Genomic DNA, 23,762 nt, shown 5'->3' with positions numbered 1-23,762 from the left:
GGCGCCGGATCGGTTCGTATTTCCAGAATGCGCCAGTTCGAGACATCCCGGTGACCAATTCGGGTGTTAAGAATCTGCGATCTTTCGATATTCTTAACGGATGAAGGCAGGCTCCCCCGATCTCGCGACCCTCGGCCAACGCATCCGCCACTTCCGCGGCGATCGCGGCCTCACGCTCGACCAGCTGGGCGAGGCGGTCGGCATGGCCGGCAGCCAGCTCTCGCTCATCGAGAACGGCAAGCGCGAGCCGAAGCTCTCGACGCTCGACGCGCTCGCGGCCGCCCTCGGCGTCGAACTCGCCGACCTGCTCTCGCGCGAGGCGCCGAGCCGCCGAGCCGCCCTCGAGCTCGAACTCGGCCGGGCCCAGGGCGGGCACCTGTACGCGAGTCTCGGACTGCCGCCCGTGAAGCCCTCGCGCGGCATCACCGACGAGACGCTCGAGGCGATCGTCGGCCTGCACCGCGAGCTCCAGCGTCGCGCGTCGGAGGCGATCGCCACCCCCGAAGAGGCTCGGCGCGCCAACACCGAGCTCCGGGAGCGCATGCGCGAACGCGCGAACTACCTGCCCGACATCGAGGCGCTCGCCGAGGAGCAGGTGCGCGCGTCGGGCCACCGCTCGGGCGCCCTCACGCACCGCGAGGTGAGCGTCATGGCCGAACGCCTCGGCTTCCAGCTCATCTACGTCGACGACCTGCCCGACTCGACGCGCTCGATCACCGATCTCGCGAACGGCCGCATCTACCTGCCCCCGGCCTCGATCCCGGGCGGACACGGCCTGCGATCGATGGCGCTGCAGGCGATGGCGCACCGGCTGCTCGGCCACACGCCGCCCGCGAGCTACGACGAGTTCCTCTGGCAGCGGCTCGAGATCAACTACTTCGCCGCGGCCTGCCTCATGCCGCAGGACGCGTCGGTCGCCTTCCTGCAGGAGGCGAAGAAGGACAAGCGCCTCGCGATCGAGGACTTCCGCGACGCGTTCGGGGTGACGCACGAGGCGGCCGCGCTGCGGTTCACGAACCTCGCGACGACCCACCTCGACATGACGCTGCACTTCCTGCGGGTCAACGGCGACGGCGCACTGCTCAAGGGCTACGAGAACGACGGGCTGCCGCTGCCGACCGACGTCACCGGCTCGATCGAGGGGCAGTGGGTCTGCAAGAAGTGGAGCGCCCGCACGGCGTTCGAGCACACCAACCGCACGACGGAGAACTACCAGTACACCGACACCCCGACCGGCACGTTCTGGTGCGCGACGCAGACCGGCCGAACGGATGCCGCGGCGTACTCGATCACCGTCGGCGTGCCGTTCGCGCAGGCCAAGTGGTTCCGCGGCCGCGAGACGACGCTGCGCGCCGTGTCGACCTGCCCCGACGAGTCGTGCTGCCGCCGCGCCCCGTCGGACCTCGCGGAGCGCTGGGCGGGCCAGGCCTGGCCGAGCGCACGCCTGCACGCGCACGTGCTCTCGCCGCTGCCGTCGGGCACCTTCCCGGGCGTCGACGACGCGTCGGTGTACGAATTCCTCGAGGCGCACGCCGAGCAGTAGGCGCGTCACCGTCGCGACGCGCTCGCACTCGCACGCTCGCGACTCCCCGAGCGTGCAGTCCTCGCCCAGCCGACGGGCGACGACTGCACTCTCGACGTTCCCGTGCACGGCACACCCCCACCGAAGGCGCACTCGTCGCCCGCTCGACGGGCGACGACTGCACCCTCGACGCGGCCGGCGTGCTTGCGCGCGAGACAGGGAACTCGGGCGGCGCCGACCCGGGGTGACGCCGGGCGCCGACCTCGAGGCATCCGCACGCAATGAAGTTTCTCTTGCATTAGTGTGTGTCGCACAGTATCGTGTGTGGCATGAACCTCGATGAGACGACCGCCGGGCACCTGCAAGAACTGCGCCGCGGCACCGTCGTGCTCGCGTGCCTCGTGCGGCTTCGCACGCCCGACTACGGCTACGCCCTGCTCGAGTCGCTCAACGCCCTCGGCATCCTCGTCGACGCGAACACGCTCTACCCACTGCTGCGCCGGCTCGAGAAGCAGGGCCTGCTCACGAGCGAGTGGAACACCGACGAGGCCCGGCCCCGCAAGTTCTACCGCACGAGCACGACCGGCGAGCAGCTCGCCGACACCCTCATGACCGACTGGCGGCGCATCGACCGCGCGCTCGCCGGCCTCACCGACGGAGACGAATCATGACCAGCACCAGCCTGACCGACCGCTACGTCTGGGCCGCAGGGCGCAGCGTCCCCGAGGCGCAGCGCGAGGAGCTCGAACGCGAACTGCGCGAACGCATCGGCGATGCGAGCGACGCACTCGTCGACGAGGGGCGCACCCCCGCCGACGCCGAGCACGCCGCGCTCACCGCCCTGGGCGATCCGGCCGCCCTCGCCGCCGCGTACATCGGGCGTCCGCTGCAGCTCATCGGCCCGCGGTACTTCCTCGTGTGGTGGCGGCTGCTGAAGTTCCTGCTCGCGGTCGTGCTGCCGATCGCGGTGGCCGCGATCGTGCTCGCACAACTGCTCTCGGGCGCCGAGATCGGCGAGGTCATCGGCAGCGCCGTCGCGAGCGCCCTGTCGATCGCGGTGCACCTCGGGTTCTGGACGACGCTCGTCTTCGCCATCCTCGAGCGCACCCCGGGCAGGCCAGGGCAGCGCGGCGTCGACCTCGAGTGGGCCCCTGAGATGCTGCCGCAGATCGCCGACGAGGGTCGCCGCGGCCGACTCGGCGACCTGATCGGATCGCTCGTGTTCCTCGGCATCTTCGCCGTCGTGCTCGTCTGGCAGCACTTCGGCCTGCCCTGGGTCGATTCGCTCGCCGCCATCCCGCTGCTCGATCCCGCACTCTGGAGCTTCTGGCTGCCGTACTTCCTCGTGCTCATCGCGCTCGAAGCGGCGTTCGCGGTCGCCGTCTACGCCTGGGGGTGGACCTGGTGGCTCGCCGGCGTCAACCTGGTGCTCGGGGTCGCGTTCACCGTGCCCGCGCTCTGGCTCTTCACCACGGGGCAGCTCCTGAACCCCGCCGCGCTCGAGGCGATCGGGTGGCCGTGGGGCGACGCGGGCGACGTCATCGCGGCGGTCGTCGTCGTCGCGGTCATCGCCGGCGCCGTCTGGGACGTCGTCGACGGATTCATCAAGGCGGCGAGGTCGCAGCAGCGCATCACCGCCGCCTGAGACGGCGAGCACGGTACGGATGCCTCGGGGCCGACGATCGATCGATCGCCGGCCCCGAGGCATCCACCCGTCGCGACGTACGCGGGCGACCGTCACCAGTCGCAGGCGCAGAGCGCGCGATTCGCCGCCGAACGCGTGCGGTCGACCGTTCTGCTCCTGCGACTCGTCACCGCGAGCCGCCCGGCTCGCGAGCCGCGTTACTTCGGCTGCATGCGGATGGCGCCGTCGAGGCGGATCACCTCGCCGTTCAGCATCGGGTTCGCGATGATGGAGCGCACGAGCGCGGCGTACTCGGTGGGGTGACCGAGCCGCGACGGGTGCGGCACCTGCGCCTCGAGCGAGGCACGCACCTCGTCGGGCATGCCGGCCATCATCGGCGTCTCGAAGATGCCGGGCGCGATCGTCATGACGCGGATGAGCAGCTTCGACAGGTCGCGCGCGATCGGCAGGGTCATGCCCGCGACGCCCGCCTTCGAGGCGGAGTAGGCGGCCTGTCCGATCTGCCCGTCGAACGCGGCCACGGAGGCGGTGCTGATGATCACGCCGCGTTCGGCGGTCGCGGGCCCGCCCGGCACCGCGGCCGTGACCGACTCCGTCTGCGCCATCGCGGCGGCGGCGAGCCGGGTCACGTTGAACGTGCCGATGAGGTTCACCCGGATGGTGCGCTCGAACGCGTCGAGCGGGCCGGCGCCCTCGCGGCCGACCGTGCGGTTCGCCGTCACGATGCCGGCGCAGTTCACGGCGACCCGCAGCGGCGCGAGCGCCGAGGCCGCGTCGACCGCCGCCTGCACCTCGGCCTCGTTCGCGACGTCGGCCGCGACGAATCGAGCCCGCTCGCCGAGCTCGGCCGCGGCCTCTTCACCGCGCGGGCCGGGCAGGTCGACGAGCACGACCGACGCGCCGCCCTCGATGAGTGCCCGCGCCGTCGCCCGCCCGAGGCCGGAGGCCCCTCCGGTGACGATCGCGGATGCGCCGCTGAGTTCCATGTGCTGTCCTTTCGATTGGTGGTGGTCGCCGATCGTCGATTGGTGGTGGTCGCCGATCGGCCCCGTTCGTACCCGATGTCGCCGCTGCCGCGGCGACGCTCGGTCGGAACGGCGACACTCGATGATCCGACGTCGGGCGTTCGGCGGGGGCCGTGAGCGGATCGGGTCCGGATCAGAGGCGCTCGATGACGGTGGCGTTCGCCATGCCGCCGCCCTCGCACATCGTCTGCAGGCCGTAGCGCCCGCCCGTCGCCTCGAGCTGGTTGACGAGGGTCGTGAGCAGCCGGGTGCCCGACGACCCGAGCGCGTGCCCGAGCGCGATCGCGCCGCCGCGCGGGTTGAGCTTCGCGGCATCCGCACCGGTGTCTGCGAGCCAGGCGAGCGGCACCGACGCGAACGCCTCGTTGACCTCGTAGGCGTCGATGTCGTCGTGGGTCAGGCCGGCTCGCTCGAGCACCTTCGCCGTCGCCGGGATGACGCCCGTGAGCATGTACAGCGGATCGCTGCCGACCACCGAGAAGGCGCGGAAGCGCGCCCGCGGCTCGAGCCCGAGCTGCGATGCGCGATCGGCGCTCATGATGAGCGCGGCCGAGGCGCCGTCGGTGAGCGGCGACGAGTTGCCGGGCGTGATGCGCCAGTCGATCTCCGGGAACCGCGACGCGAGCGCCTCGGTGCGGAACGCCGGGTTGAGACCCGCCAGCGACTCGACGCTCGTGCCCGGTCGCACCGTCTCGTCGGTCAGCGTGTCGATGCCGGGCACGGGCACGACCTCGGTCGCGAACGCGCCCGATTCGGCGGCGGCCGCGGCCAGTTCGTGCGAGCGTGCCGAGAACTCGTCGAGCTCGTCGCGCGAGAAGCCCCACTTCGCGGCGATGAGCTCGGCCGAGACGCCCTGGTTGACGAGGCCCTCGGGGTAGCGGTGGCGCAGCCGCGAGCCGAACGGGTCGGCGCCCGCGGTGCTCGTGCCGAGCGGCACGCGGCTCATCGACTCGACCCCGCACGCGATCACGATGTCGGCGCTGCCCGCGATGACCGCCTGCGCGGCGAAGGTCGCGGCCTGCTGGCTCGACCCGCACTGGCGGTCGATCGTCGTGCCGGGCACGTGCTCGGGGAAGCCCGCGGCGAGCACGGCGTTGCGCGTGATGTTGGTGCTCTGCTCGCCGATCTGGCTCACGCAGCCGCCGATGACGTCGTCGACGAGACCGGGGTCGAGGTCGCTCCGCGCGACGAGCGTGTCGAGCACGCCCGCGAGCAGGTCGACCGGGTGCACGCCCGAGAGGAGTCCGCCCGGCTTCCCCCGGCCGACCGGGGTGCGCACGACGTCGACGATCACGGCTTCGCTGCTCATGGGTCCAGCCTACGTCCGCGCGGAGGGGCGACCGTCGCCCGCCCGTACGGCAGGCCCGGCCACGAACGACGGATGCCTCGTGCGCGGGCGCGCGCACGAGGCATCCGGGATCGAACGAGGGTCAGCCGACGGGCACGACCTCGCGCTCGAGCACGACGGGCTGGCGCTCGGGGAAGACGATCGGGTGTGATCCCGCCATCGCCTCGATCACGCGCACGACCTGGCACGAGTAGCCGTACTCGTTGTCGTACCAGACGTAGAGCACCGCGTCGGTGCCGTCGGCGATCGTCGCGAGGCCGTCGACGATGCCCGCGCGGTTGTTGCCGACGAAGTCGGTCGAGACCACCTCGGGCGACTCGATGTAGTCGATCTGCTGGCGCAGCGGCGACGTGAGCGAGACCTGGCGGAGGTACTTGTTGAGCTCGTCCTTCGAGGCGGGCCGCTCGAGCTGCAGGTTGAGGATCGCGAGCGACACGTCGGGCGTGGGCACGCGGATCGCCGAACCGGTGAGCTTGCCCTCGAGCTCGGGCAGCGCCTTCGAGACGGCCTTGGCCGCACCGGTCTCGGTGATGACCATGTTGAGCGCCGCCGAACGGCCGCGGCGGTCGCCCTTGTGGAAGTTGTCGATGAGGTTCTGGTCGTTCGTGAACGAGTGCACCGTCTCGACGTGGCCGCGCACGACGCCGTACGCGTCGTTGACGGCCTTCAGCACCGGGGTGATGGCGTTCGTCGTGCACGAGGCGGCCGAGAGGATGCGGTCGGCGTCGACGATGTCGTCGGTGTTGATGCCGTGCACGATGTTCTTGATGGCGCCCTTGCCCGGCGCGGTGAGGAGGACCCGCGAGACGCCCTTCGACTGCAGGTGCTGGCTGAGGCCGGCCTCGTCGCGCCAGCGGCCCGTGTTGTCGACGACGATCGCGTCGTCGATGCCGTACTCGGTGTAGTCGATCGTCGCCGGGTCGTTCGAGTAGATGACCTGGATGAGCGTGCCGTTCGCGAGGATCGTGTTGTTCTCCTCGTCGACCTCGATCGTGCCGGCGAAGGGGCCGTGCACGGAGTCGCGGCGCAGCAGGCTCGCGCGCTTCATGAGGTCGTTGTCGCTGCCCTTGCGGACGACGACGGCGCGCAGGCGCAGGCCCTTGAGGTTGCCGCCGTGCGAGATGAGGATGCGGGCGAGCAGGCGCCCGATGCGGCCGAAGCCGTAGAGCACGACATCGGTGCCGGATGCCTCGGGGGCGGCGCCGCCCGCGACGGGGGCGATCTCGGTGCGCACGAAGTCGACGAATGCGGGTGCGTCGCCTCGCGCCTGCGCGTCGGCGTAGCGGCTGACGATGCGCGCGACGTCGATCGATGCCGGGCCCGGCTCGATCTCGCGGAGCGCCTCGAGCACGCGCATGGTGTCGTCCAGCTCGAGCTCGACGTCACCGGCCTGGCGGGCGAAGCGGTGGGCCTTCAGCAGCTCGATGGCCGAGCGGTTGATCAGGCGGCGACCGTGGATGGAGGTCACCACCCCGTGGTCGCGGTACAGGCCGCCGATGAGCGGAATCATCCGCTCGGCGAGCTCCTCCTTGGCGATCCATTCGGCACGGCGGGCGTCGAACTCGTGGCTCACGGTCTTCCTTCTCGGCCGAGCGGACGCGGGCGTCGTCGACCAGGGTCGTGCGTCCGCGTCTGCCGGTGGGCAGCGCTGGCCGCATTCTTTCCGGGGATGTCTCGATCATACGTGGACATTCATGCGCGATTGCTGTACATGACGTCGAACGGATGACGCGGGGCGCGACGACGCGGCGACGACGACGCTCGACGACACCGCCCGGGGTCGGTCAGGCGATGCGCACGTCGTCGACGTAGCCGATCTCCTTGCCGGCGATGCGCTCGGGGATGCCCTCGAACGCCGCCGCCCGCTCGGGCGAGACGAGGTAGGCGGCCTCGATTCGCTCGAACTCGGCGCGGTCGCCGGGCACGCTCACGGCCCACACGAACTCGTTCGCCTCGGGGACCCCGTAGGCGAACTCGACCTCGAATCCCGTCGCCCGCCGCACCGGGGGCATCTTCTCCTCGAACCACGAGACGAACGCCTCGTACTCGCCCGGGACGATCTGGTAGCGGCGCAGCTGCACGGTCTTCATGCGTCCATCATGCCGTGGCGGGCGTGGCCCGTGACGCCTCGCGTCAGCCGTGCGGCATGGCGAGCGCCATGACGAGCATCGAGAGCGCCGTCAGCGAGGGCGGCGGCCACGAGGCAGGCGCCGGTCGCGAACGCGACCCTGATCGCGGCTGCCGTCAGCACGGCGGTCGGCACGGCGGCGACGGTCAGCCGAGGTGCTCGGCCGACGCGCCCTCCGCACCGTGGCCGATGCGGCGGTAGACCTCGGGCCGACGGCTGCGCAGCACGAGCCCCCAGGCGACGCCGACCACGCCGGCGAGCACGATGAGCGCCGGCGGGAGGAACGTCGTGAGGTCGGAGTCGGTCTGCCCGAGCAGCACGTTGAAGTTCAGCACGATGAGCACGAGCACGGTCGTGAGCGCGAGGAACGAGAGCACCGGCGACACGATGCGCGACCCGACGCCGACGTCGCGCGGGTCGCGGCGGAAGTATCCGATGACGGCGAGCGAGACGACGGCCATGAGGAGCACGAGCCCGAGGGCACCCGTATTGGTGAGCCAGTTGAAGAGGGTCACGACGGGGAACAACGGCCCGAGCTCGCTGCCGGCCCCCGCGATCGCGAACACCGCGACGACGGCGAGGGCGACGATCGACTGCGCGATCGAGCCGGCCCACGGCGACCCGCTGCGCTCGCGCACCTTCGCGAACCAGGCAGGCAGCACGCCCTCGCGGCCGAGCGCGAAGCCGTAGCGGGCGACGGCGTTGTGGAAGCTCACGAGCGCAGCGAAGAGGCTCGTGATGAACAGCAGCGACATGAAGTCGACCATGACCGGGCCGAGGCGCTCGGCGACGAACGCGAAGAACAGCGGCGGGCCGGCCTCCTCCGGGGTGATGCCACCCGTCGAGATCTTGTCGGTGCCGACGGCGAGCGCGAGCGCCCACGACGAGATCGCGTAGAAGACGCCGATGATGATGACGGCGGCGAAGGTGGCTCGGGCGACGGTGCGCTTCGGGTCCTTCGCCTCCTCGCCGTAGATCGCGGCCGACTCGAAGCCCATGAACGCGGCGATGCCGAAGACGAGCACGGCGCCGATACCGGGCAGCAGGAGCGAGGCCGGCGAGATGGGCGCCGCCGTGAACCCGTCGGCGGGATCGGCGAAGGCGACGAGGTCGAACACGGTCACGACGACGAATTCGAGCACGACGATGACGCCGAGCACCTTGGCCGAGAGGTCGACCCGGTTCACGCCGAGGAGGCCGACGACGAGGATGAACACGACGACGCCGACCCACCACGGCACGTCGAGGCCGAGCTTCTCGCCGACGAACACCGAGACCTGGAAACCGAACATGCCCCAGATGCCGATCTGCATGCAGTTGTAGGCCACGAGCGCGATGAGCGCGACGCCGACGCCGACCGGGCGACCGAGGCCCTGGGCCGCGTAGGCGTAGAACGCTCCCGCGTTGGTGATGAACCGGCTCATCGCCGCGTAGCCGATCGAGAAGACGGCGAGGACCGCGGCGAGCACGAGGTACCCGACGGGCACCGCGATCGAGCCGGTGACGGAGTAGGCGGTGGTCGCACCGCCGGCGATGACGGTCAGCGGGGCGGACGCGGCGATGATCAGCACGACGATCGCCGGCACGCCGAGCCGGCCGCGGGTACGGCGCTCGGGGTCGATCGTCTCGGGGAGCGTGCTCGCACTCATGTGAACTCCAGTGTTCGACGGGGGACGGGGCAGACGCAATACTCCCCCGCCGCCGGCACCCCGTCTTGACCGGCGGCGCACGGTGCTTGACCGCCCCGGCACGGCGGCCCCGCGACCGCGCCGGCCCGCTATCGTGCTCGCTGTGAGCACTGAACGCCCCTCTCCCCCGTCGCCCGCTTCCGAGCCGGCCGCTCCGCCGACGGCGTCGCCGACGCCGGGGCGCCAGGCGCTGCTCGCAGCGACGATCACGGTGGTCGCCGAGTCGGGCCTCCGGGCGTTGACCTATCGCTCGGTGGCTGCCGAGGCGGGCGTCTCGCACGGCCTGGTGCGCCACCATTTCGGCACCCGCGACCAGCTGATCGCGGAGGCGCTGTCGTACGCGGTCGACGAGAGCCTGCGCGAGACGAACATGGCCGGCCGGGGCGCCCCCGGCGACACGGCGCACTTCGCCGAGGGGCTCGCCTCGCTCGCGTCGCGCAGCACGGCGGTGCAGGCGTTCCAGTACGAGCTGCTGCTCGAATCGCGCCGGCGGCCCGAGTTGCGCCCCGCGGTCGAGCAGTACTACGAGACCTATCGTCGGGCCACCCGCGATCGTCTCCTCGAGCTCGGCATCGACGACGACGAGCTCATCGAGGTGATCTGGTTCGCCCTCGACGGACTCGTGTTCAAGAGCCTCGTCCTCGGCGTCGACGCCGACGCCGAGCGTGTGCTCGCGCGCATCCGCCGCCTCGTCGAGGAGCATGCGACGGCCGGCCGAGCCTGACCGGACGACCGGCCCGAATCGCACCGATCGCCAGCCTCCACGGCACCACCCGACCTTGACTATCCAAATGGATAGTCCTATGGTGTTCGCAACCATCGAGGCGGTTCGAGGAGGAATGTGGCGATGGGTCGAGCGACGACGACGACGACGGGAAGCCTGGACTTCCCGCGATTCCGCACGGCAGTGAGCGAGTCCTTCGTGCCGCTCCGGGTGTCGACCGACCGTCCCGATCCGTTCGGCGGCGGCATCCGCCACGTTGCGGCGGGCGACGTCCACTGCTCGATCGTCTCCGCCGACGAGCACCTCGTCGAACGCACCCCGAAGCTCATCGCGTCCTCGCCGCGTCGCTGCTACAAGGTCGGACTGCAGCTCGAGGGCACCGGCCTCCTCGTGCAGCACGGACGCGAGACGGTGCTCCGGCCCGGATCGCTCGTGATCTACGACACCGATCACCCGTACTCGCTCGCCTTCGAAGAGCGGTCGAGCACGTTCGTGCTCATGTTCCCCGCGCACGCGCTCGACCTGCCGCACGACGCCGTCGGCCAGCTCACGGCGACCTCGCTCGCCGGCGCGGGCGGGCTCGGCGACGTCGTCGTGCCCCACCTCGCGAACCTCGCCGGCAACCTCGACCTCGTCACGGGGCTGGGTGGCCACCGACTCGCCCGGACGAGCGTCGACCTCGTCGCCGCGCTGCTCTCGAACGAGCTGGCCGCGTCGCGCGTGTCGACGAGCCCCCGCCAGCGCCTCTTCGGGGAGATCACGCGCTTCATCGACGACCACCTACGCTCGGCCGAGCTCGACCCCGGCAGCCTCGCCGCGACGCATTTTATCTCGCCGCGCCACCTGCACGCGCTGTTCCACGAGCACGGGGCGACCGTCTCGGGCTGGGTTCGTCGCCGTCGTCTCGAGGAGTGCCGCCGCCGCCTCGCCGACCCCGCCTTCGACGACCGGTCCATCTCGAGCATCGCGAGCGAGTGGGGCTTCGCCGACGCGGCGCACTTCAGCCGCGTGTTCCGGGCCGAGTTCGACCGCTCGCCGAGCGCGGTCCGCAGCGAGCGGTAGCCCGCACCGGCGAACCCCGAGCCCGCTCCGCACGGCCGACCGTGCGCGCATGGAACACCACCGCGCCCGGAGCGACAAGACGCCCGTGCCCCCTGCGCGAAGACTGATCACGACCCTGGAGGATCCATGCACCACCACGAACTGCTCACCGTCGCCCCCGCCGAGGTGCGGCATCCGCTCGACCTGACGACCGCCGAGGAGTTCGAGCGCGGTCGCGAGATCCTCGTCGAGGCCGGCCGAGTCGGCGAGCAGACCCGGTTCCCGAACGTCATGCCCGAGGAGCCCGACAAGGCGCTCGTCGCGGGCTTCGCCGAGGGCGACCCCGTCGAGCGGCGGCTGCGCTACACGCTCCTCGAGCTCGACAGCGGCCGCGCGGCCGAAGCGGTGGTGAACCTCACCACGGGCGGCATCGACGAGTGGCGCGAGCTCGACCCGCAGCATCCGCCGTACGGGCAGCCCCAGTACCTGTTCGAGGAGTACGAGCTCGCCGCCGAGATCGTGAAGACCTCGCCCGAGTGGCGCGCCGCGATGGAGCGTCGCGGCCTCGGCGCCAAGATCGAGCTCGCGTTCTGCGGCCCCCTCGCCCCGGGCTTCTTCAACCGCGCCGACGAGGTCGGCCGGCGGGTCATCCGCTCGCTCACGTTCCTCAAGGACTCCCCCGGCGACAACCACTGGTCGCACCCCGTCGAGGGTCTCGTCGTGCACATCGACCTCACCGAGCGCCGGGTCATCCGCGTCGAGGACCACGACGGCGCCCCGGTGCCCGACCTCGACGGCCGCTACGACGCCGCGTCGGTCGGCGCCCCCCGCACGAGCCTCAAGCCCATCGAGATCACCCAGCCCGAGGGCCCGAGCTTCCACGTCGACGGCAACGCGGTCGAGTGGGAGAACTGGCGGTTCCGGGTCGGCTTCAACGCCCGCGAGGGGCTCGTGCTCCACCGGGTCTCCTTCCGCGACGGCGACGAGCATCGCCCCGTGCTCGCCCGCGCGAGCGTGCCCGAGATGGTCGTCCCGTACGGCGACACCACGCCCACCCGCTTCTGGATCAGCTACTTCGACGCCGGCGAGTACCTCCTCGGCAAGAACGCGAACGCGCTGCAGCTCGGCTGCGACTGCCTGGGCGTCATCCACTACTTCGACGCCCACGTCGCCGACGACCACGGCAACCCCGTGCGCATGCCGAACGTCGTCTGCATGCACGAGGAGGACTACGGCATCCTCTGGAAGCACAACGAGATGGGCGAGCGGCCCGAGGTGCGGCGGAGCCGCCGCCTCGTGATCAGCTACTTCGCGACGATCGGCAACTACGACTACGGCTTCTTCTGGTACCTCTACCTCGACGGCACGATCCAGATGGAGGCGAAGGCCACCGGGATCGTGTTCGCGGGCGCCGGCGAACCCGGGCACGACGATCCGCACGCGAACGAGATCGCGCCGGGCCTGTTCGCCCCCGTGCACCAGCACCTGTTCTGCGCCCGTCTCGACGTCTCGATCGACGGCGACGACAACACGCTCGCCGAGATCGACGCGGTCGGCGTGCCCACCGGCCCGCAGAACCCGTACGGCAACGCCTTCACCTGGCGGGTCACCCCGATCACGCGCGAGTCCGAGGCGGGTCGCCTCGCCAACGGCGCGACATCGCGGGTGTGGCAGGTCGCGAGCGCGTCGCGGCGCAACGCGGTCGGCCGTCCCACCGCGTTCTGGCTCGTGCCCGAGGGCAAGTCGACGCTGCTCGCGCAGCCCGACTCGACCGTCTGGGGCCGGGCGAACTTCGCGACGAAGCACCTCTGGGCGACCGCGTACTCGCCCGACGAGCGGTTCCCCGCGGGCGACTACCCGAACGCGCACGCGGGCGGCGCCGGAATCCCGGCGTGGCAGCAGGCCGACCGCGACCTCGACGGCACCGACCTCGTGCTGTGGCACGTGTTCGGGCCGACCCACCTCCCCCGCCCCGAGGACTGGCCGATCATGCCCGTCGACTACTCGGGCTTCCTGTTCAAGCCGCACGGCTTCCTCGACCGCAACCCGGCGCTCGACCTGCCCGATGCGAGCCGGGCGGATGCCTCGGGCTGCTGCGGCACGGGCGACGCCTGCGCCTGCGGGCACTGACCACGACCACCGATCGAACCGACCCCACCGAACCCGAGAAGGAGACACCCATGGACAGCGAAGCAGGGCTGCTCGCCGCGATCGCCCCGACCGACGGCCCGAGCCGTGAGGTGCACGACCCCGCCACCGGCGAGGTGATCGGCACGGTGCCCGTTCACGGCACCGCCGACCTCGACCGCGCGATCGCCCGTGCGACCGCCGCCCAGCGCGGCTGGGCGGCGCTCGGCGACGACGAACGCCGTGCGACCCTGCACCGCGTCGCCGATGCGATCGAGGCCGCCGCCGAACCGCTCGCCCGCATGCTGTCGCGCGAGCAGGGCAAGCCGCTCAACGGCCCGAACGCCCGCTTCGAGGTCGGCGCGTGCGTCGGCTGGCTGCGCGCGACGGCCGAGACGCCGCTGCCGGGCGAGGTCGTCGTCGACGACGGCGAGACCTACGCCGAGCTGCACTACCGCCCCGTCGGCACGGTCGCGGCGATCACCCCGTGGAACTGGCCCATGATGATCGCGATCTGGCAGATCGCACCGGCGCTGCGCATGGGCAACACCGTCGTCGCGAAGCCGAGCGAGTACACCACGATCTCGGGCCTCGCCCTCGCGGCGGTCATGAACGAGGCGCTCCCCGAGGGCGTGCTCGAGGTCGTCGCCGGCGACGGCGCGGTCGGCGCCGAGATGGTCGCCCGCCCCGAGTTCGGCAAGATCATGTTCACGGGCTCGACCGCGACCGGCAAGCGCATCATCGAGGCCTCGGCCGGCAACCTCACGCGGCTCACGCTCGAGCTCGGCGGCAACGACGCGGGCATCGTGCTGCCCGACGTCGACCCGGCGGCGATCGCCGAGGGGCTCTTCTGGGGCGCGTTCATCAACACGGGGCAGACCTGCGCCGCCATGAAGCGCCTCTACGTGCACGACGACGTCTACGACGCGGTCTGCGAGGCCCTCGCCGCGGTGGCCGCGCAGATGCCGATGGGCGTCGGGCTCGACGAGCAGAACGTGCTCGGCCCGCTGCAGAACGGCATGCAGTTCGGCGTCGTCGACCGTCTGGTCGAGGCGGCCAAGGCCTCGGGCGCCCGCGTGCTCGTCGGCGGCGAGCCCGACCGCGAGCAGCCGGGACACTTCTACCCGACGACGCTCGTGGCCGATATCGACCCGCAGAACCCGCTCGTCCTCGAGGAGCAGTTCGGCCCGGCCCTGCCGATCATCCGGTACTCCGACGTCGACGAGGCCGTGCGGCTCGCGAACGACGTCGAGGTCGGCCTGGGCGCCTCGGTGTGGTCGGCCGACCGCGACCGGGCCCGCGAGATCGCGGCGAGGCTCGAGGCCGGCACCGTGTGGATCAACTCGCACGGCGGCGTGCACCCGATGGTCCCGTTCGGCGGCGTGAAGCAGTCGGGGTACGGCCTCGAGTTCGGCGTCGAGGGCCTGAAGGCAGTGTCGGTGCCGCAGGTCGTCAACGGCTGAGCGCGGATGCCTCGGAGCGCCGGTGCCCCCTGAGGGCACCGGCGCTCCGTCCTGCGGACGACGCCGAGCAGCCGCGGCGATTCGACCTCGCGCCGCCCGTCAGCCCCGACCCGCCGTATACTCGACACGTCCAGGCGCCGCGCGACGCAGTTCGCGATCGGCGCCGGTGCTCGAAAAATGGGCACGAAGCGGGCCCCTGCCGCGAGACACATACGGAATCGATCACCTCCGTCACCGTCTCGAAAGGCTTCGCCATGCCCGCGACCTCGTCCACCACCGTCTCCGCGCACGTCGCCCACGCCCTCGCCGCCCACGTCGACCACGTCTTCGGCGTGATGGGCAACGGCAACGCCTGGTTCCTCGACGCCCTCGAGAAGGAGACGGGTGCCGCGTTCACGGCGGTCCGCCACGAGGCGGGCGGCGTCGTGGCCGCCGACGCGCACTATCGCGCCTCGAAGCGGCTCGCGGCGGCGACCTCGACATACGGCGCGGGCTTCACCAACACGCTCACCTCGCTCGCCGAGGCCGCGCAGGCCCGCGTACCCCTCGTGCTCGTCGTCGGCGACGAGCCGACCTCGGGCCCGCGCCCGTGGGACGTCGACCAGATCGCGCTCGCCTCCGCCGTGGGGGCGCGCACCTACACCGTCGGCCGCACCGACGCCGCAGCGACGACCGTCATCGCCGTCGAGCACGCCCTCAACTACCGGGTGCCCGTCGTGCTCGCGATCCCCTACGACGTCGCCGCCGCCGAGGCGGGCCCCCTCGTCGAGGCGCCGGCCCCGAAGCATCCCGCACCGCTCGCGGCCGCGGGCGAGTACGCACTCGGCACGATCTCCGACATCGCGGACGCCCTCGCCGGCGCGAAGCGCCCGTTCCTGCTCGCGGGCCGCGGTGCCTGGCTCGCCGATGCGGGCGAGGCGCTCGGCGAGCTCGCCGCGGCGACGGGTGCGGTGACCGCGTCGACCGCACTCGGACGCGGCGTGTTCCCCGACACCCGGTACGACCTCGGCGTGACCGGCGGATTCGGCGCCGACGGGGCGATGGCGCTCGTCCACGAGGCCGACGTCGCGGTCGTGTTCGGCGCCTCGCTCAACCAGTTCACGATGCGCTTCGGCGAGCTCTTCGCACCCGGCACGCGCGTGTACCAGGTCGACGTCGCGCCCGCCGCGACGCACCCCCACGTCGGCGGCTACGTGCGCGGCGACGCGGCGCTCGCCGCCCGGGCGATCGTCGCCGAGCTCGACGCGCTCGGCGCGGAGCCGAGCGGCTGGCGCGAGACGGTCGACGCCGCGGCCCTGCGCCGCTACGACGAGGGCGACGACCTCGCCGCCGACGGCCGGCTCGACCCGCGCTCGACCGCGCGCCGCATCGCCGAACTGCTGCCCGAGGACCGCGTCGTCGTCTCCGACGGCGGCCACTTCATCGGCTGGGCGAACATGTACTGGCCGGTGGCCTCGCCCGACCGCATGATGATGGTCGGCACGGCGTTCCAGTCGATCGGCCAGGGCTTTCCGAGCGTCGCGGGCGCCGCGGCGGCCAAGCCCGACTCGACCATCGTGCTCACGTCGGGCGACGGCGGCGGACTCATGGCCCTCGCCGACCTCGAGACTGCCGTGCGCACCGCGGGCGGGCGCGGCATCGCCGTCATCTGGAACGACGCCGCCTACGGCGCCGAGGTGAACCTCTACGGGCTCAAGGGCCTCGCCGAGGCGCCGATGCGCATCCCCGAGGCCGACTTCGCGGCGGCCGCGGCCGCCTTCGGCGCGCAGGGCGTCGTCGTGCGCACCCTCGCCGACCTCGACGCCCTCCCCGAGTGGACGGCGCGTCCGGTGGCCGAGCGCCCGTTCCTGCTGCTCGACTGCCGCATCTCGGGCTCGGTCATCGCCCCGTACCAGCACGAGATCATCCGGGTGAACTCCCGCTGAGGCATCCCGCCCCGACACACCCGCGTGTACGCGGGCGCCGTGGCACTGTGCAGCGAGCGGCGGATCGTATACGATCTGTGATGAACGCCCCGACGACGAAGTGGAGCCCGCGTGCTTGACCGAACCGCCATCGACTCGATCGCCGACGAACTGGTCGCCGCCGATCGCGATCGCACCACCGTCCCCCGGCTCACCGCCAGGCACCCCGAGATGACCGTCGACGACGCCTACGCGGTACAGCGGGTGTGGGCCGACCGGCGCATCGCCGACGGCGCCCGTCTCGTCGGCCGCAAGATCGGCCTCACCTCGAAGGTCATGCAGGTCGCGACCGGCATCACCGAGCCCGACTACGGCGTCATCCTCGACGACATGGTGTTCGAATCGGGCGCCGAGATCGAGTTCGACCGGTTCTCGAACGTGCGCATCGAGGTCGAGCTGGCGTTCGTGCTCGCGAAGCCGCTCACCGGCCCGAACACGACGATCTTCGACGTGCTCGACGCGACCGCCTACGTCGTGCCGGCCCTCGAGGTCCTCAACTCCCACATCGAACTGCAGGGCCGCACGATCGTCGACACCATCAGCGACAACGCGGCGATGGGCGCGATGGTCGTCGGCGGCCGCCCGGTGAAGGTCGACGAGGTCGACCTGCGCTGGATCGGGGCGCTCCTGTACCGCAACCAGACGATCGAGGAGTCGGGCGTCGCCGCCGCCGTGCTCGGCCACCCTGCGATGGGCGTCGCCTGGCTCGCGAACAAGCTCGCCCAGCACGGGCAGTCGCTCGAGGCGGGCGAGATCATCCTCGCCGGCTCGTTCACCCGGCCCATGTGGGTCGAGCGCGGCGACACCGTGCACGCCGACTACGGACAGCTGGGGGCGATCACGTGCCGATTCGCCTGAACCTGCCCGAGACCTTCATCGACCGGGTCGCGGCCGCAGACCGGCCGCAGATCGGCATGTGGGTGTGCTCCGCGAGCCCGCTCGTCGCCGAGATCGCGGCGGGCAGCGGCGTCGACTGGCTGCTCATCGACGCCGAGCACTCGCCCAACGACCTGCAGACGATCCTGAACCAGCTCTACGCCGTCTCGGCCTACCCCGTCGCCCCGGTCGTGCGGCCGCCGATCGGCGACACGGTCGTCGTCAAGCAGTACCTCGACCTCGGCGTGCAGAACCTGCTCGTGCCGATGGTCGACACGGCCGAGCACGCACGCGAGCTCGTGCGCGCGGTCCGGTATCCCGGCACCGCCGCCCACGCCTCCGAACCGGATGCCTCGGGCCATCGCCCCGGCCCGACCGACCACGGCGTGCGCGGCGTCGGCGCCTCGCTCGCCCGCTCATCGCGCTGGAACCGCGTCGAGGGCTACCTCGACCGTGCCTCGGCGACCATCAGCCTCACCGTGCAGGTCGAGTCGGCGACCGCCGTCGCGAACGTCGACGAGATCCTCGCGGTCGACGGCGTCGACGCGATCTTCGTCGGCCCCGCCGACCTCGCGGGGTCCATGGGCCTGCTCGGCCAGCCGTCGCACCCCGACGTGGTCGAGGCGGCGCTCACGGCGATCCGCGCCGCGCGCGCGGCCGGCAAGCCCGTCGGCATCAACGCGTTCGTCGCCGAGGACGCCGACCGCTACCTCGCCGCCGGCGCGTCGTTCGCCGCGGTCGGCGCCGACGTCGCGATCCTCGCGCGCGCCTCCGAGGCGCTCGCCGATCGCTTCATCACCCGACCGGCTCCTGACTCGGATGCCTCGGGCACGCCCCCGCGCGCGAGCTACTGAGGTGCACCGACGCATGGGTGAGCGAGTTCGCGACGAGCGAGCGGCGTCCAACCCGCTCGCTCGTCGCGAAGCCGCGCGCACTCGCACGCAACCCGCTCGCTCGTCGCGAACCCGCGCGCACTCGCACGCACCCCGCTCGCTCGTCGCGAACCCGCGCGCACTCGCACGCACCCCGCCCGCTCGTCGCGAACCCGCGCACTCGCCGCCATCACGCACCTTCCCAGAACCGGCCAGATCGTATATGATTTCTGATATCACGAGACGAGGACGTCAATGACCTTCGGTATCCCGACCCCCGGCAAGATCATCGCCGTGCACCTCAACTACCCGTCGAGGGCCGCGCAGCGGGGCCGCACTCCCGCGCAGCCGAGCTACTTCTTCAAGCCGGCCTCCTCCCTCGCGCCGACCGGCGGCACGATCGAGCGCCCCGCGGGCACCGAGCTGCTCGCCTTCGAAGGCGAGATCGCGATCGTCATCGGCGAGCCCGCCCGCTGGGTGTCGCCCGAAGACGGCTGGAAGCACGTCGCCCAGGTCACCGCCGCCAACGACTTCGGCCTCTACGACCTCCGCGCCGCCGACAAGGGCTCGAACGTGCGCAACAAGGGCGGCGACGGCTTCACGCCCATCGGGCCCGCCGCCATCCCCGCCTCCGTCGCCGGCGAAGACGGCTGGCGCGTGCGCACCTGGGTCAACGGCGAGCTCGTGCAGCTCGACACCAGCGACACCCTGCTGTTCCCGTTCGGGCGCCTCGTCGCCGACCTCTCGCAGCACATGACCCTCCAGACGGGCGACGTCATCCTGACGGGCACGCCCGCGGGCTCGTCGGTCGTCGTGCCGGGCGACGTCGTCGAGGTCGAGGTCGACGCCCCGCTCGCTCCGGGCGCCCCCACGACCGGCCGCCTCGTCACGACCGTCACGCAGGGCGACGTGCCGTTCGGCGACTTCGGCACGAAGCCCGCGATCGACGACGCCCAGCGCATCGAGGCGTGGGGCAGCGAGTCCGAGCACGCCGCGGCGGTGGCCGCCGGCACGGCCAGCCCGCTCGACGCGCCCGCCGCGAACGACGGGGATGCCTCGGCGAGCGCCGCTCGTGGTGGTCTCGATACGCCGACTCCGCAGGCTCCGTCGGCTACTCGACCGACCGGCGTGCTCACCGACGAGGTGCGAGCGCTCCTCTCGAGCGCCGCGGTCGCGACGATCTCGGCGGCGCTGCGCAAGCGCGGGTACCACGACGTGTTCATCGAGGGCGTGTTCGCGAACCACCCCGGCGATCGCATCGTCGGCACCGCGAAGACGCTGCGGTTCATTCCGTTCCGCCCCGACCTGTTCAAGGAGTTCGGCGGCGGATTCAACGCGCAGAAGCGCGCGTTCGACACCGTCGAGGCGGGCGAGGTGCTCGTCGTCGAGGCCCGCGGCGAGCGCGGCACCGGCACCGTCGGCGACGTGCTCGCGCTCCGCGCCCAGGTGCGGGGCGCCGCCGGCATCGTGACCGACGGCGGGGTGCGCGACTTCGACGCGGTCGCCGAGTTCGACATCCCCGTGTTCAGCAAGGGGCCGCACCCCAGCGTGCTCGGCCGCCGGCACGTGCCGTGGGAGACCGATATCACGATCGCCTGCGGCGGCGCGGCCGTGCAGCCCGGCGACGTCATCGTCGGCGACGGCGACGGGGTGCTCGTCATCCCCGCCGCGATCGCCGCCGAGGTCGCGGCCGAGGCGGCCGCGCAGGAGGCGGAGGACGCCTGGGTGGCCGAGCAGGTCGCCGCCGGGGCCTCCGTCGACGGGCTGTTCCCCATGAACGCCGAGTGGCGCGCCCGCTACGAGGCCGAGCGGGCGACGGCATCCGGCGAGGCGTCGCGATGAGCGCCGAGTCGAAGTCGCAGCGGGCGTACCGCTTCATCCGCGAGCGCATCGACGACGGGCGCTACGTGCCGGGCTACCGGCTCGTGCTCGGCCCGATCGCCGCCGAGCTCGACGTGAGCGTCGTGCCGGTCCGCGAGGCGATCCGCCGGCTCGAGGCCGAGGGGCTCGTGAGCTTCGAGCGCAACGTCGGCGCGCAGGTCGCGTTGATCAAGGAGACCGAGTACCTGCACACGATGCAGACGCTCGCGCTCGTCGAGGGCGCCGCCACCGCGCTGTCGGCCCCGGCGCTCACTCCCGAGCACCTGCGCCGCGCCCGCGAGATCAACGAGCGCATGCGCCGCTCGCTCGACGACTTCGACCCGCACCGCTTCACCGAGCTCAACCTCGAGTTCCACGCCGTGCTCTACGAGGAGTGCCCGAACCCGCACATCCTCGACCTCGTCCACCGAGGCTGGAACCGCATGAAGGTGCTGCGCGACTCGTCGTTCAGCTTCGTGCCGGGCCGGGCCCACGAGTCCGTCGACGAGCACGAGCGCATCGTCGCCCTGATCGAGGCGGGCGCCGACCCGCTCGAGATCGAACTCGCGGCGAGGAACCACCGCAACGCCACGCTCGACGCCGTGCTCGAGCACCAGGCCGAGCTGCGGCATCCCGCACCGGCACCCGCTCGCTGAGACCCACCGACCGCTCCCACCGAAAGCAGATGAGATGACCGACTACACGCCCGAGGGCCTGCCCGACCGCATCCGCCACTACATCGACGGCGAGTTCGTCGACTCGATCGACGGCGACACCTTCGAGGTGCTGAACCCCGTCACGAACGAGACCTACGTCCACGCCGCCGCCGGCAAGAAGGCCGACATCGAGCGCGCCGTGGCCGCCGCCCGCCGGGCGTTCGCCGAGGGCCCGTGGCCGAAGATGCTCCCCCGGGAGCGCTCGCGCGTGCTGCACCGCATCGCCGACATCGTCGAGTCGCGCGATGCCCGCCTCGCCGAGCTCGAGTCGTTCGACTCCGGCCTGCCGATCACGCAGGCGCTCGGCCAGGCGCGCCGCGCGGCCGAGAACTTCCGCTTCTTCGCCGACCTGATCGTCGCCCAGTCCGACGACGCCTTCAAGGTGCCCGGCAAGCAGATGAACTACGTGAACCGCAAGCCGATCGGCGTCGCGGGCCTCATCACGCCGTGGAACACCCCCTTCATGCTCGAGTCGTGGAAGCTCGGCCCCGCGCTCGCGACGGGCAACACGGTCGTGCTGAAGCCGGCCGAGTTCACCCCGCTCTCGGCCTCGCTCTGGGCCGGCATCTTCGAGGAGGCTGGCCTGCCCAAGGGCGTCTTCAACCTCGTCAACGGCCTCGGCGAAGACGCGGGCGACGCGCTCGTGAAGCACCCCGACGTGCCGCTCATCTCGTTCACGGGCGAGTCGAGCACCGGCCAGCTGATCTTCGGCAACGCCGCCCCGTACCTCAAGGGCCTCTCGATGGAGCTCGGCGGCAAGAGCCCCGCCGTGGTGTTCGCCGACGCCGACCTCGACCTCGCGATCGACGCCTGCATCTTCGGCGTGTTCTCCCTGAACGGCGAGCGCTGCACCGCCGGCTCGCGGATCCTCGTGCAGCGCGACGTCTACGACGAGTTCGTCGAGCGCTACGCCGCACAGGCGAAGCGCGTCAAGGTCGGCCACCCCCACGACCCGGCGACCGAGGTCGGCGCCCTCGTGCACCCCGAGCACTACGAGAAGGTCATGAGCTACGTCGAGCTCGGCAAGACCGAAGGCCGGCTCGTCGCGGGCGGCGGGCGCCCCGAGGGTTTCCCGACCGGCAACTACGTCGCCCCGACCGTGTTCGCCGACGTCGCGCCCGACGCCCGCATCTTCCAGGAGGAGATCTTCGGCCCGGTCGTCGCGATCACTCCCTTCGACACCGAGGAGGAGGCGCTCGCGCTCGCGAACAACACGAAGTACGGCCTCGCCGCCTACATCTGGACGAACGACCTCAAGCGCGCGCACAACTTCGCGCAGTCGGTCGAGGCCGGCATGGTGTGGCTCAACTCGAACAACGTGCGGGACCTCCGCACCCCGTTCGGCGGCGTCAAGGCATCGGGCCTCGGGCACGAGGGCGGTTACCGCTCGATCGACTTCTACACCGACCAGCAGAGCGTGCACATCACGCTCGGCGCCCCCCACAACCCCACCTTCGGCAAGCAGGCCGCGCCCGAGGCATCCGACCTCGACGACCCGGACCCCCGCTGAACCGCCGACCCGCCGCACCACCCACGCAAGGACGCTGAAATGACCAACCGCGACGACATGACCCTCACCTCGTCGGGCTTCTACGTCTCCCAGGAAGCCCCGATCCACACCGACAACCCGGTGCCGACCCCGTCGGTGCCCGCCCCCGACATCCTGCGCTGCGCGTACATGGAGCTCGTCGTGACCGACCTCGCCGCCTCGCGCGAGTTCTACGTCGACGTGCTCGGCCTCTACGTGACCGAGGAGGACGAGGACACGATCTACCTCCGCTCGACCGAGGAGTTCATCCACCACAACCTCGTGCTGCGCCGCGGCGAGCTCGCGGCCGTCGCCGCGTTCTCGTACCGGGTGCGCTCGAACGACGACCTCGACAAGGCGGTCGCGTTCTACACCGAGCTGGGATGCCGCGTCGAGCGCCGCCCGGAGGGCTTCACGAAGGGCATCGGCGACTCGGTACGGGTCGAGGACCCGCTCGGGTTCCCGTACGAGTTCTTCTACGAGACCACCCACGTCGAGCGCCTCTCGTGGCGCTACGACCTGCACACGCCGGGCGAGCTCGTGCGTCTCGACCACTTCAACCAGGTCACCCCCGACGTGCCGCGCGCCGTGAACTTCATGCAGTCGCTCGGGTTCCGCGTCACCGAGGACATCCAGGACGAGGAGGGCGTGGTCTACGCCGCCTGGATGCGCCGCAAGCCGACCGTGCACGACACCGCCATGACCGGTGGCGACGGCCCCCGCATGCACCACGTCGCGTTCGCGACCCACGAGAAGCACAACATCCTCGCGATCTGCGACAAGCTCGGCGCGCTGCGCCGGTCGGACTCGATCGAGCGCGGCCCGGGCCGCCACGGCGTCTCGAACGCGTTCTACCTGTACCTGCGCGACCCCGACGGCCACCGCGTCGAGATCTACACGCAGGACTACTACACGGGCGACCCCGACAACCCCGTCGTCACGTGGGACGTGCACGACAACCAGCGGCGCGACTGGTGGGGCAACCCGGTCGTGCCCTCGTGGTACACCGAGGCATCCCTCGTGCTCGACCTCGACGGCAACCCGCAGCCCGTCGTCGCGCGCACCGACTCGTCGGAGATGGCCGTGACGATCGGCGCCGACGGCTTCTCGTACACCCGCAAGGGCGACGAGGAGCACGGCTTCAAGCTCGGCAACACGCTGTAGTTCCCGGCATCGTGCCGAAGGGGCGCCGCAGCTCGTGCTGCGGCGCCCCTTCGCGTCGGCGGCGCGATCCA

General features: G+C 71.7%; 19 protein-coding genes. 14 read left to right on the top strand and 5 right to left on the bottom strand.

Features of this window, described 5'->3' with window-relative positions; translation table 11 throughout:
• Positions 1 to 100 precede the first annotated feature (100 nt).
• The 3 genes from AC3RJ7_RS10215 to AC3RJ7_RS10205 all read left to right on the top strand — a co-directional run bounded on the left by AC3RJ7_RS10215 (position 101) and on the right by AC3RJ7_RS10205 (position 3,167).
• The gene (locus AC3RJ7_RS10215; RefSeq protein WP_491455726.1) at positions 101 to 1,543 is read left to right on the top strand and encodes a helix-turn-helix domain-containing protein; all 1,443 of its coding nucleotides are present in this window, start codon (positions 101 to 103) and stop codon (positions 1,541 to 1,543) included.
• A gap of 308 nt (positions 1,544 to 1,851) precedes the next feature.
• Positions 1,852 to 2,193 carry a PadR family transcriptional regulator gene (locus AC3RJ7_RS10210; RefSeq protein ID WP_491455725.1) on the top strand — a complete coding sequence of 114 codons (342 nt, stop codon included), beginning with the start codon at positions 1,852 to 1,854 and terminating at the stop codon, positions 2,191 to 2,193.
• Positions 2,190 to 3,167 (top strand): permease prefix domain 1-containing protein, encoded by a 978-nt coding sequence (locus AC3RJ7_RS10205; RefSeq protein ID WP_491455724.1) that lies wholly within the window; start codon positions 2,190 to 2,192, stop codon positions 3,165 to 3,167. The genes AC3RJ7_RS10210 and AC3RJ7_RS10205 overlap by 4 nt, the downstream gene beginning before the upstream one ends.
• A gap of 197 nt (positions 3,168 to 3,364) precedes the next feature.
• Here AC3RJ7_RS10205 and AC3RJ7_RS10200 read toward each other — a convergent pair whose 3' ends face one another.
• From AC3RJ7_RS10200 to AC3RJ7_RS10180, 5 genes are all read right to left on the bottom strand, one after another.
• Positions 3,365 to 4,153, bottom strand: a complete 789-nt coding sequence (locus tag AC3RJ7_RS10200; protein ID WP_491455723.1) for an SDR family NAD(P)-dependent oxidoreductase — start codon at positions 4,151 to 4,153, stop codon at positions 3,365 to 3,367.
• Positions 4,154 to 4,325: 172 nt separating this feature from the next.
• Entirely contained in the window at positions 4,326 to 5,501 is a 1,176-nt protein-coding gene (locus AC3RJ7_RS10195) for a thiolase family protein (protein WP_491455722.1), read from the bottom strand.
• A gap of 121 nt (positions 5,502 to 5,622) precedes the next feature.
• A complete protein-coding gene (locus tag AC3RJ7_RS10190; protein WP_491456157.1) occupies positions 5,623 to 7,050 on the bottom strand; it encodes a glyceraldehyde-3-phosphate dehydrogenase in 1,428 nt (475 codons plus the stop codon).
• A gap of 274 nt (positions 7,051 to 7,324) precedes the next feature.
• Entirely contained in the window at positions 7,325 to 7,630 is a 306-nt protein-coding gene (locus tag AC3RJ7_RS10185) for a hypothetical protein (RefSeq protein WP_491455721.1), read from the bottom strand.
• 184 nt (positions 7,631 to 7,814) lie between these two features.
• Complete coding sequence (locus tag AC3RJ7_RS10180; RefSeq protein ID WP_491455720.1) at positions 7,815 to 9,317, bottom strand: APC family permease; 1,503 nt, start codon at positions 9,315 to 9,317, stop codon at positions 7,815 to 7,817.
• A gap of 142 nt (positions 9,318 to 9,459) precedes the next feature.
• Between AC3RJ7_RS10180 and AC3RJ7_RS10175 the strand changes: the two genes are divergently transcribed.
• The 11 genes from AC3RJ7_RS10175 to hpaD all read left to right on the top strand — a co-directional run bounded on the left by AC3RJ7_RS10175 (position 9,460) and on the right by hpaD (position 23,691).
• Positions 9,460 to 10,080, top strand: a complete 621-nt coding sequence (locus tag AC3RJ7_RS10175; protein ID WP_491455719.1) for a TetR/AcrR family transcriptional regulator — start codon at positions 9,460 to 9,462, stop codon at positions 10,078 to 10,080.
• Between the two features lie 123 nt (positions 10,081 to 10,203).
• Positions 10,204 to 11,142: an AraC-like ligand-binding domain-containing protein gene (locus AC3RJ7_RS10170; protein ID WP_491455718.1), complete on the top strand. Its 939-nt coding sequence runs from the start codon at positions 10,204 to 10,206 to the stop codon at positions 11,140 to 11,142.
• Positions 11,143 to 11,268: 126 nt separating this feature from the next.
• Positions 11,269 to 13,251, top strand: a complete 1,983-nt coding sequence (locus AC3RJ7_RS10165; RefSeq protein WP_491455717.1) for a primary-amine oxidase — start codon at positions 11,269 to 11,271, stop codon at positions 13,249 to 13,251.
• Positions 13,252 to 13,301: 50 nt separating this feature from the next.
• Positions 13,302 to 14,711, top strand: a complete 1,410-nt coding sequence (locus AC3RJ7_RS10160) for an aldehyde dehydrogenase family protein (RefSeq protein WP_491455716.1) — start codon at positions 13,302 to 13,304, stop codon at positions 14,709 to 14,711.
• A gap of 254 nt (positions 14,712 to 14,965) precedes the next feature.
• Entirely contained in the window at positions 14,966 to 16,636 is a 1,671-nt protein-coding gene (locus AC3RJ7_RS10155; RefSeq protein WP_491455715.1) for a thiamine pyrophosphate-binding protein, read from the top strand.
• A 111-nt stretch (positions 16,637 to 16,747) separates the two neighbouring features.
• The gene (gene hpaH / locus AC3RJ7_RS10150; RefSeq protein WP_491455714.1) at positions 16,748 to 17,533 is read left to right on the top strand and encodes a 2-oxo-hept-4-ene-1,7-dioate hydratase; all 786 of its coding nucleotides are present in this window, start codon (positions 16,748 to 16,750) and stop codon (positions 17,531 to 17,533) included.
• Positions 17,518 to 18,405 carry an HpcH/HpaI aldolase family protein gene (locus AC3RJ7_RS10145; RefSeq protein WP_491455713.1) on the top strand — a complete coding sequence of 296 codons (888 nt, stop codon included), beginning with the start codon at positions 17,518 to 17,520 and terminating at the stop codon, positions 18,403 to 18,405. The genes hpaH and AC3RJ7_RS10145 overlap by 16 nt, the downstream gene beginning before the upstream one ends.
• A 273-nt stretch (positions 18,406 to 18,678) precedes the next feature.
• Positions 18,679 to 20,265, top strand: a complete 1,587-nt coding sequence (locus AC3RJ7_RS10140) for a fumarylacetoacetate hydrolase family protein (RefSeq protein ID WP_491455712.1) — start codon at positions 18,679 to 18,681, stop codon at positions 20,263 to 20,265.
• Positions 20,262 to 20,939 carry a GntR family transcriptional regulator gene (locus tag AC3RJ7_RS10135; RefSeq protein WP_491455711.1) on the top strand — a complete coding sequence of 226 codons (678 nt, stop codon included), beginning with the start codon at positions 20,262 to 20,264 and terminating at the stop codon, positions 20,937 to 20,939. The genes AC3RJ7_RS10140 and AC3RJ7_RS10135 overlap by 4 nt, the downstream gene beginning before the upstream one ends.
• Before the next feature lie 34 nt (positions 20,940 to 20,973).
• Complete coding sequence (gene hpaE, locus AC3RJ7_RS10130) at positions 20,974 to 22,509, top strand: 5-carboxymethyl-2-hydroxymuconate semialdehyde dehydrogenase (RefSeq protein ID WP_491455710.1); 1,536 nt, start codon at positions 20,974 to 20,976, stop codon at positions 22,507 to 22,509.
• A 39-nt stretch (positions 22,510 to 22,548) separates the two neighbouring features.
• On the top strand, positions 22,549 to 23,691 hold the full coding sequence (gene hpaD, locus AC3RJ7_RS10125) for a 3,4-dihydroxyphenylacetate 2,3-dioxygenase (RefSeq protein ID WP_491455709.1): 1,143 nt from the start codon (positions 22,549 to 22,551) through the stop codon (positions 23,689 to 23,691).
• Positions 23,692 to 23,762 lie beyond the last annotated feature (71 nt).

This window comes from Agromyces solani, from assembly GCF_058349925.1.
This window is presented reverse-complemented; position numbering and strand designations above follow the sequence as displayed.

Coding starts and splice junctions, on each gene's coding strand:
- AC3RJ7_RS10215 (WP_491455726.1), top strand. CDS start 101: ATGAAGGCAGGCTCCCCCGATCTCGCGACCCTCGGCCAACGCATCCGC.
- AC3RJ7_RS10210 (WP_491455725.1), top strand. CDS start 1,852: ATGAACCTCGATGAGACGACCGCCGGGCACCTGCAAGAACTGCGCCGC.
- AC3RJ7_RS10205 (WP_491455724.1), top strand. CDS start 2,190: ATGACCAGCACCAGCCTGACCGACCGCTACGTCTGGGCCGCAGGGCGC.
- AC3RJ7_RS10200 (WP_491455723.1), bottom strand. CDS start 4,153: ATGGAACTCAGCGGCGCATCCGCGATCGTCACCGGAGGGGCCTCCGGC.
- AC3RJ7_RS10195 (WP_491455722.1), bottom strand. CDS start 5,501: ATGAGCAGCGAAGCCGTGATCGTCGACGTCGTGCGCACCCCGGTCGGC.
- AC3RJ7_RS10190 (WP_491456157.1), bottom strand. CDS start 7,050: ATGATTCCGCTCATCGGCGGCCTGTACCGCGACCACGGGGTGGTGACC.
- AC3RJ7_RS10185 (WP_491455721.1), bottom strand. CDS start 7,630: ATGAAGACCGTGCAGCTGCGCCGCTACCAGATCGTCCCGGGCGAGTAC.
- AC3RJ7_RS10180 (WP_491455720.1), bottom strand. CDS start 9,317: ATGAGTGCGAGCACGCTCCCCGAGACGATCGACCCCGAGCGCCGTACC.
- AC3RJ7_RS10170 (WP_491455718.1), top strand. CDS start 10,204: ATGGGTCGAGCGACGACGACGACGACGGGAAGCCTGGACTTCCCGCGA.
- AC3RJ7_RS10165 (WP_491455717.1), top strand. CDS start 11,269: ATGCACCACCACGAACTGCTCACCGTCGCCCCCGCCGAGGTGCGGCAT.
- AC3RJ7_RS10160 (WP_491455716.1), top strand. CDS start 13,302: ATGGACAGCGAAGCAGGGCTGCTCGCCGCGATCGCCCCGACCGACGGC.
- AC3RJ7_RS10155 (WP_491455715.1), top strand. CDS start 14,966: ATGCCCGCGACCTCGTCCACCACCGTCTCCGCGCACGTCGCCCACGCC.
- AC3RJ7_RS10140 (WP_491455712.1), top strand. CDS start 18,679: ATGACCTTCGGTATCCCGACCCCCGGCAAGATCATCGCCGTGCACCTC.
- AC3RJ7_RS10135 (WP_491455711.1), top strand. CDS start 20,262: ATGAGCGCCGAGTCGAAGTCGCAGCGGGCGTACCGCTTCATCCGCGAG.
- hpaE (WP_491455710.1), top strand. CDS start 20,974: ATGACCGACTACACGCCCGAGGGCCTGCCCGACCGCATCCGCCACTAC.
- hpaD (WP_491455709.1), top strand. CDS start 22,549: ATGACCAACCGCGACGACATGACCCTCACCTCGTCGGGCTTCTACGTC.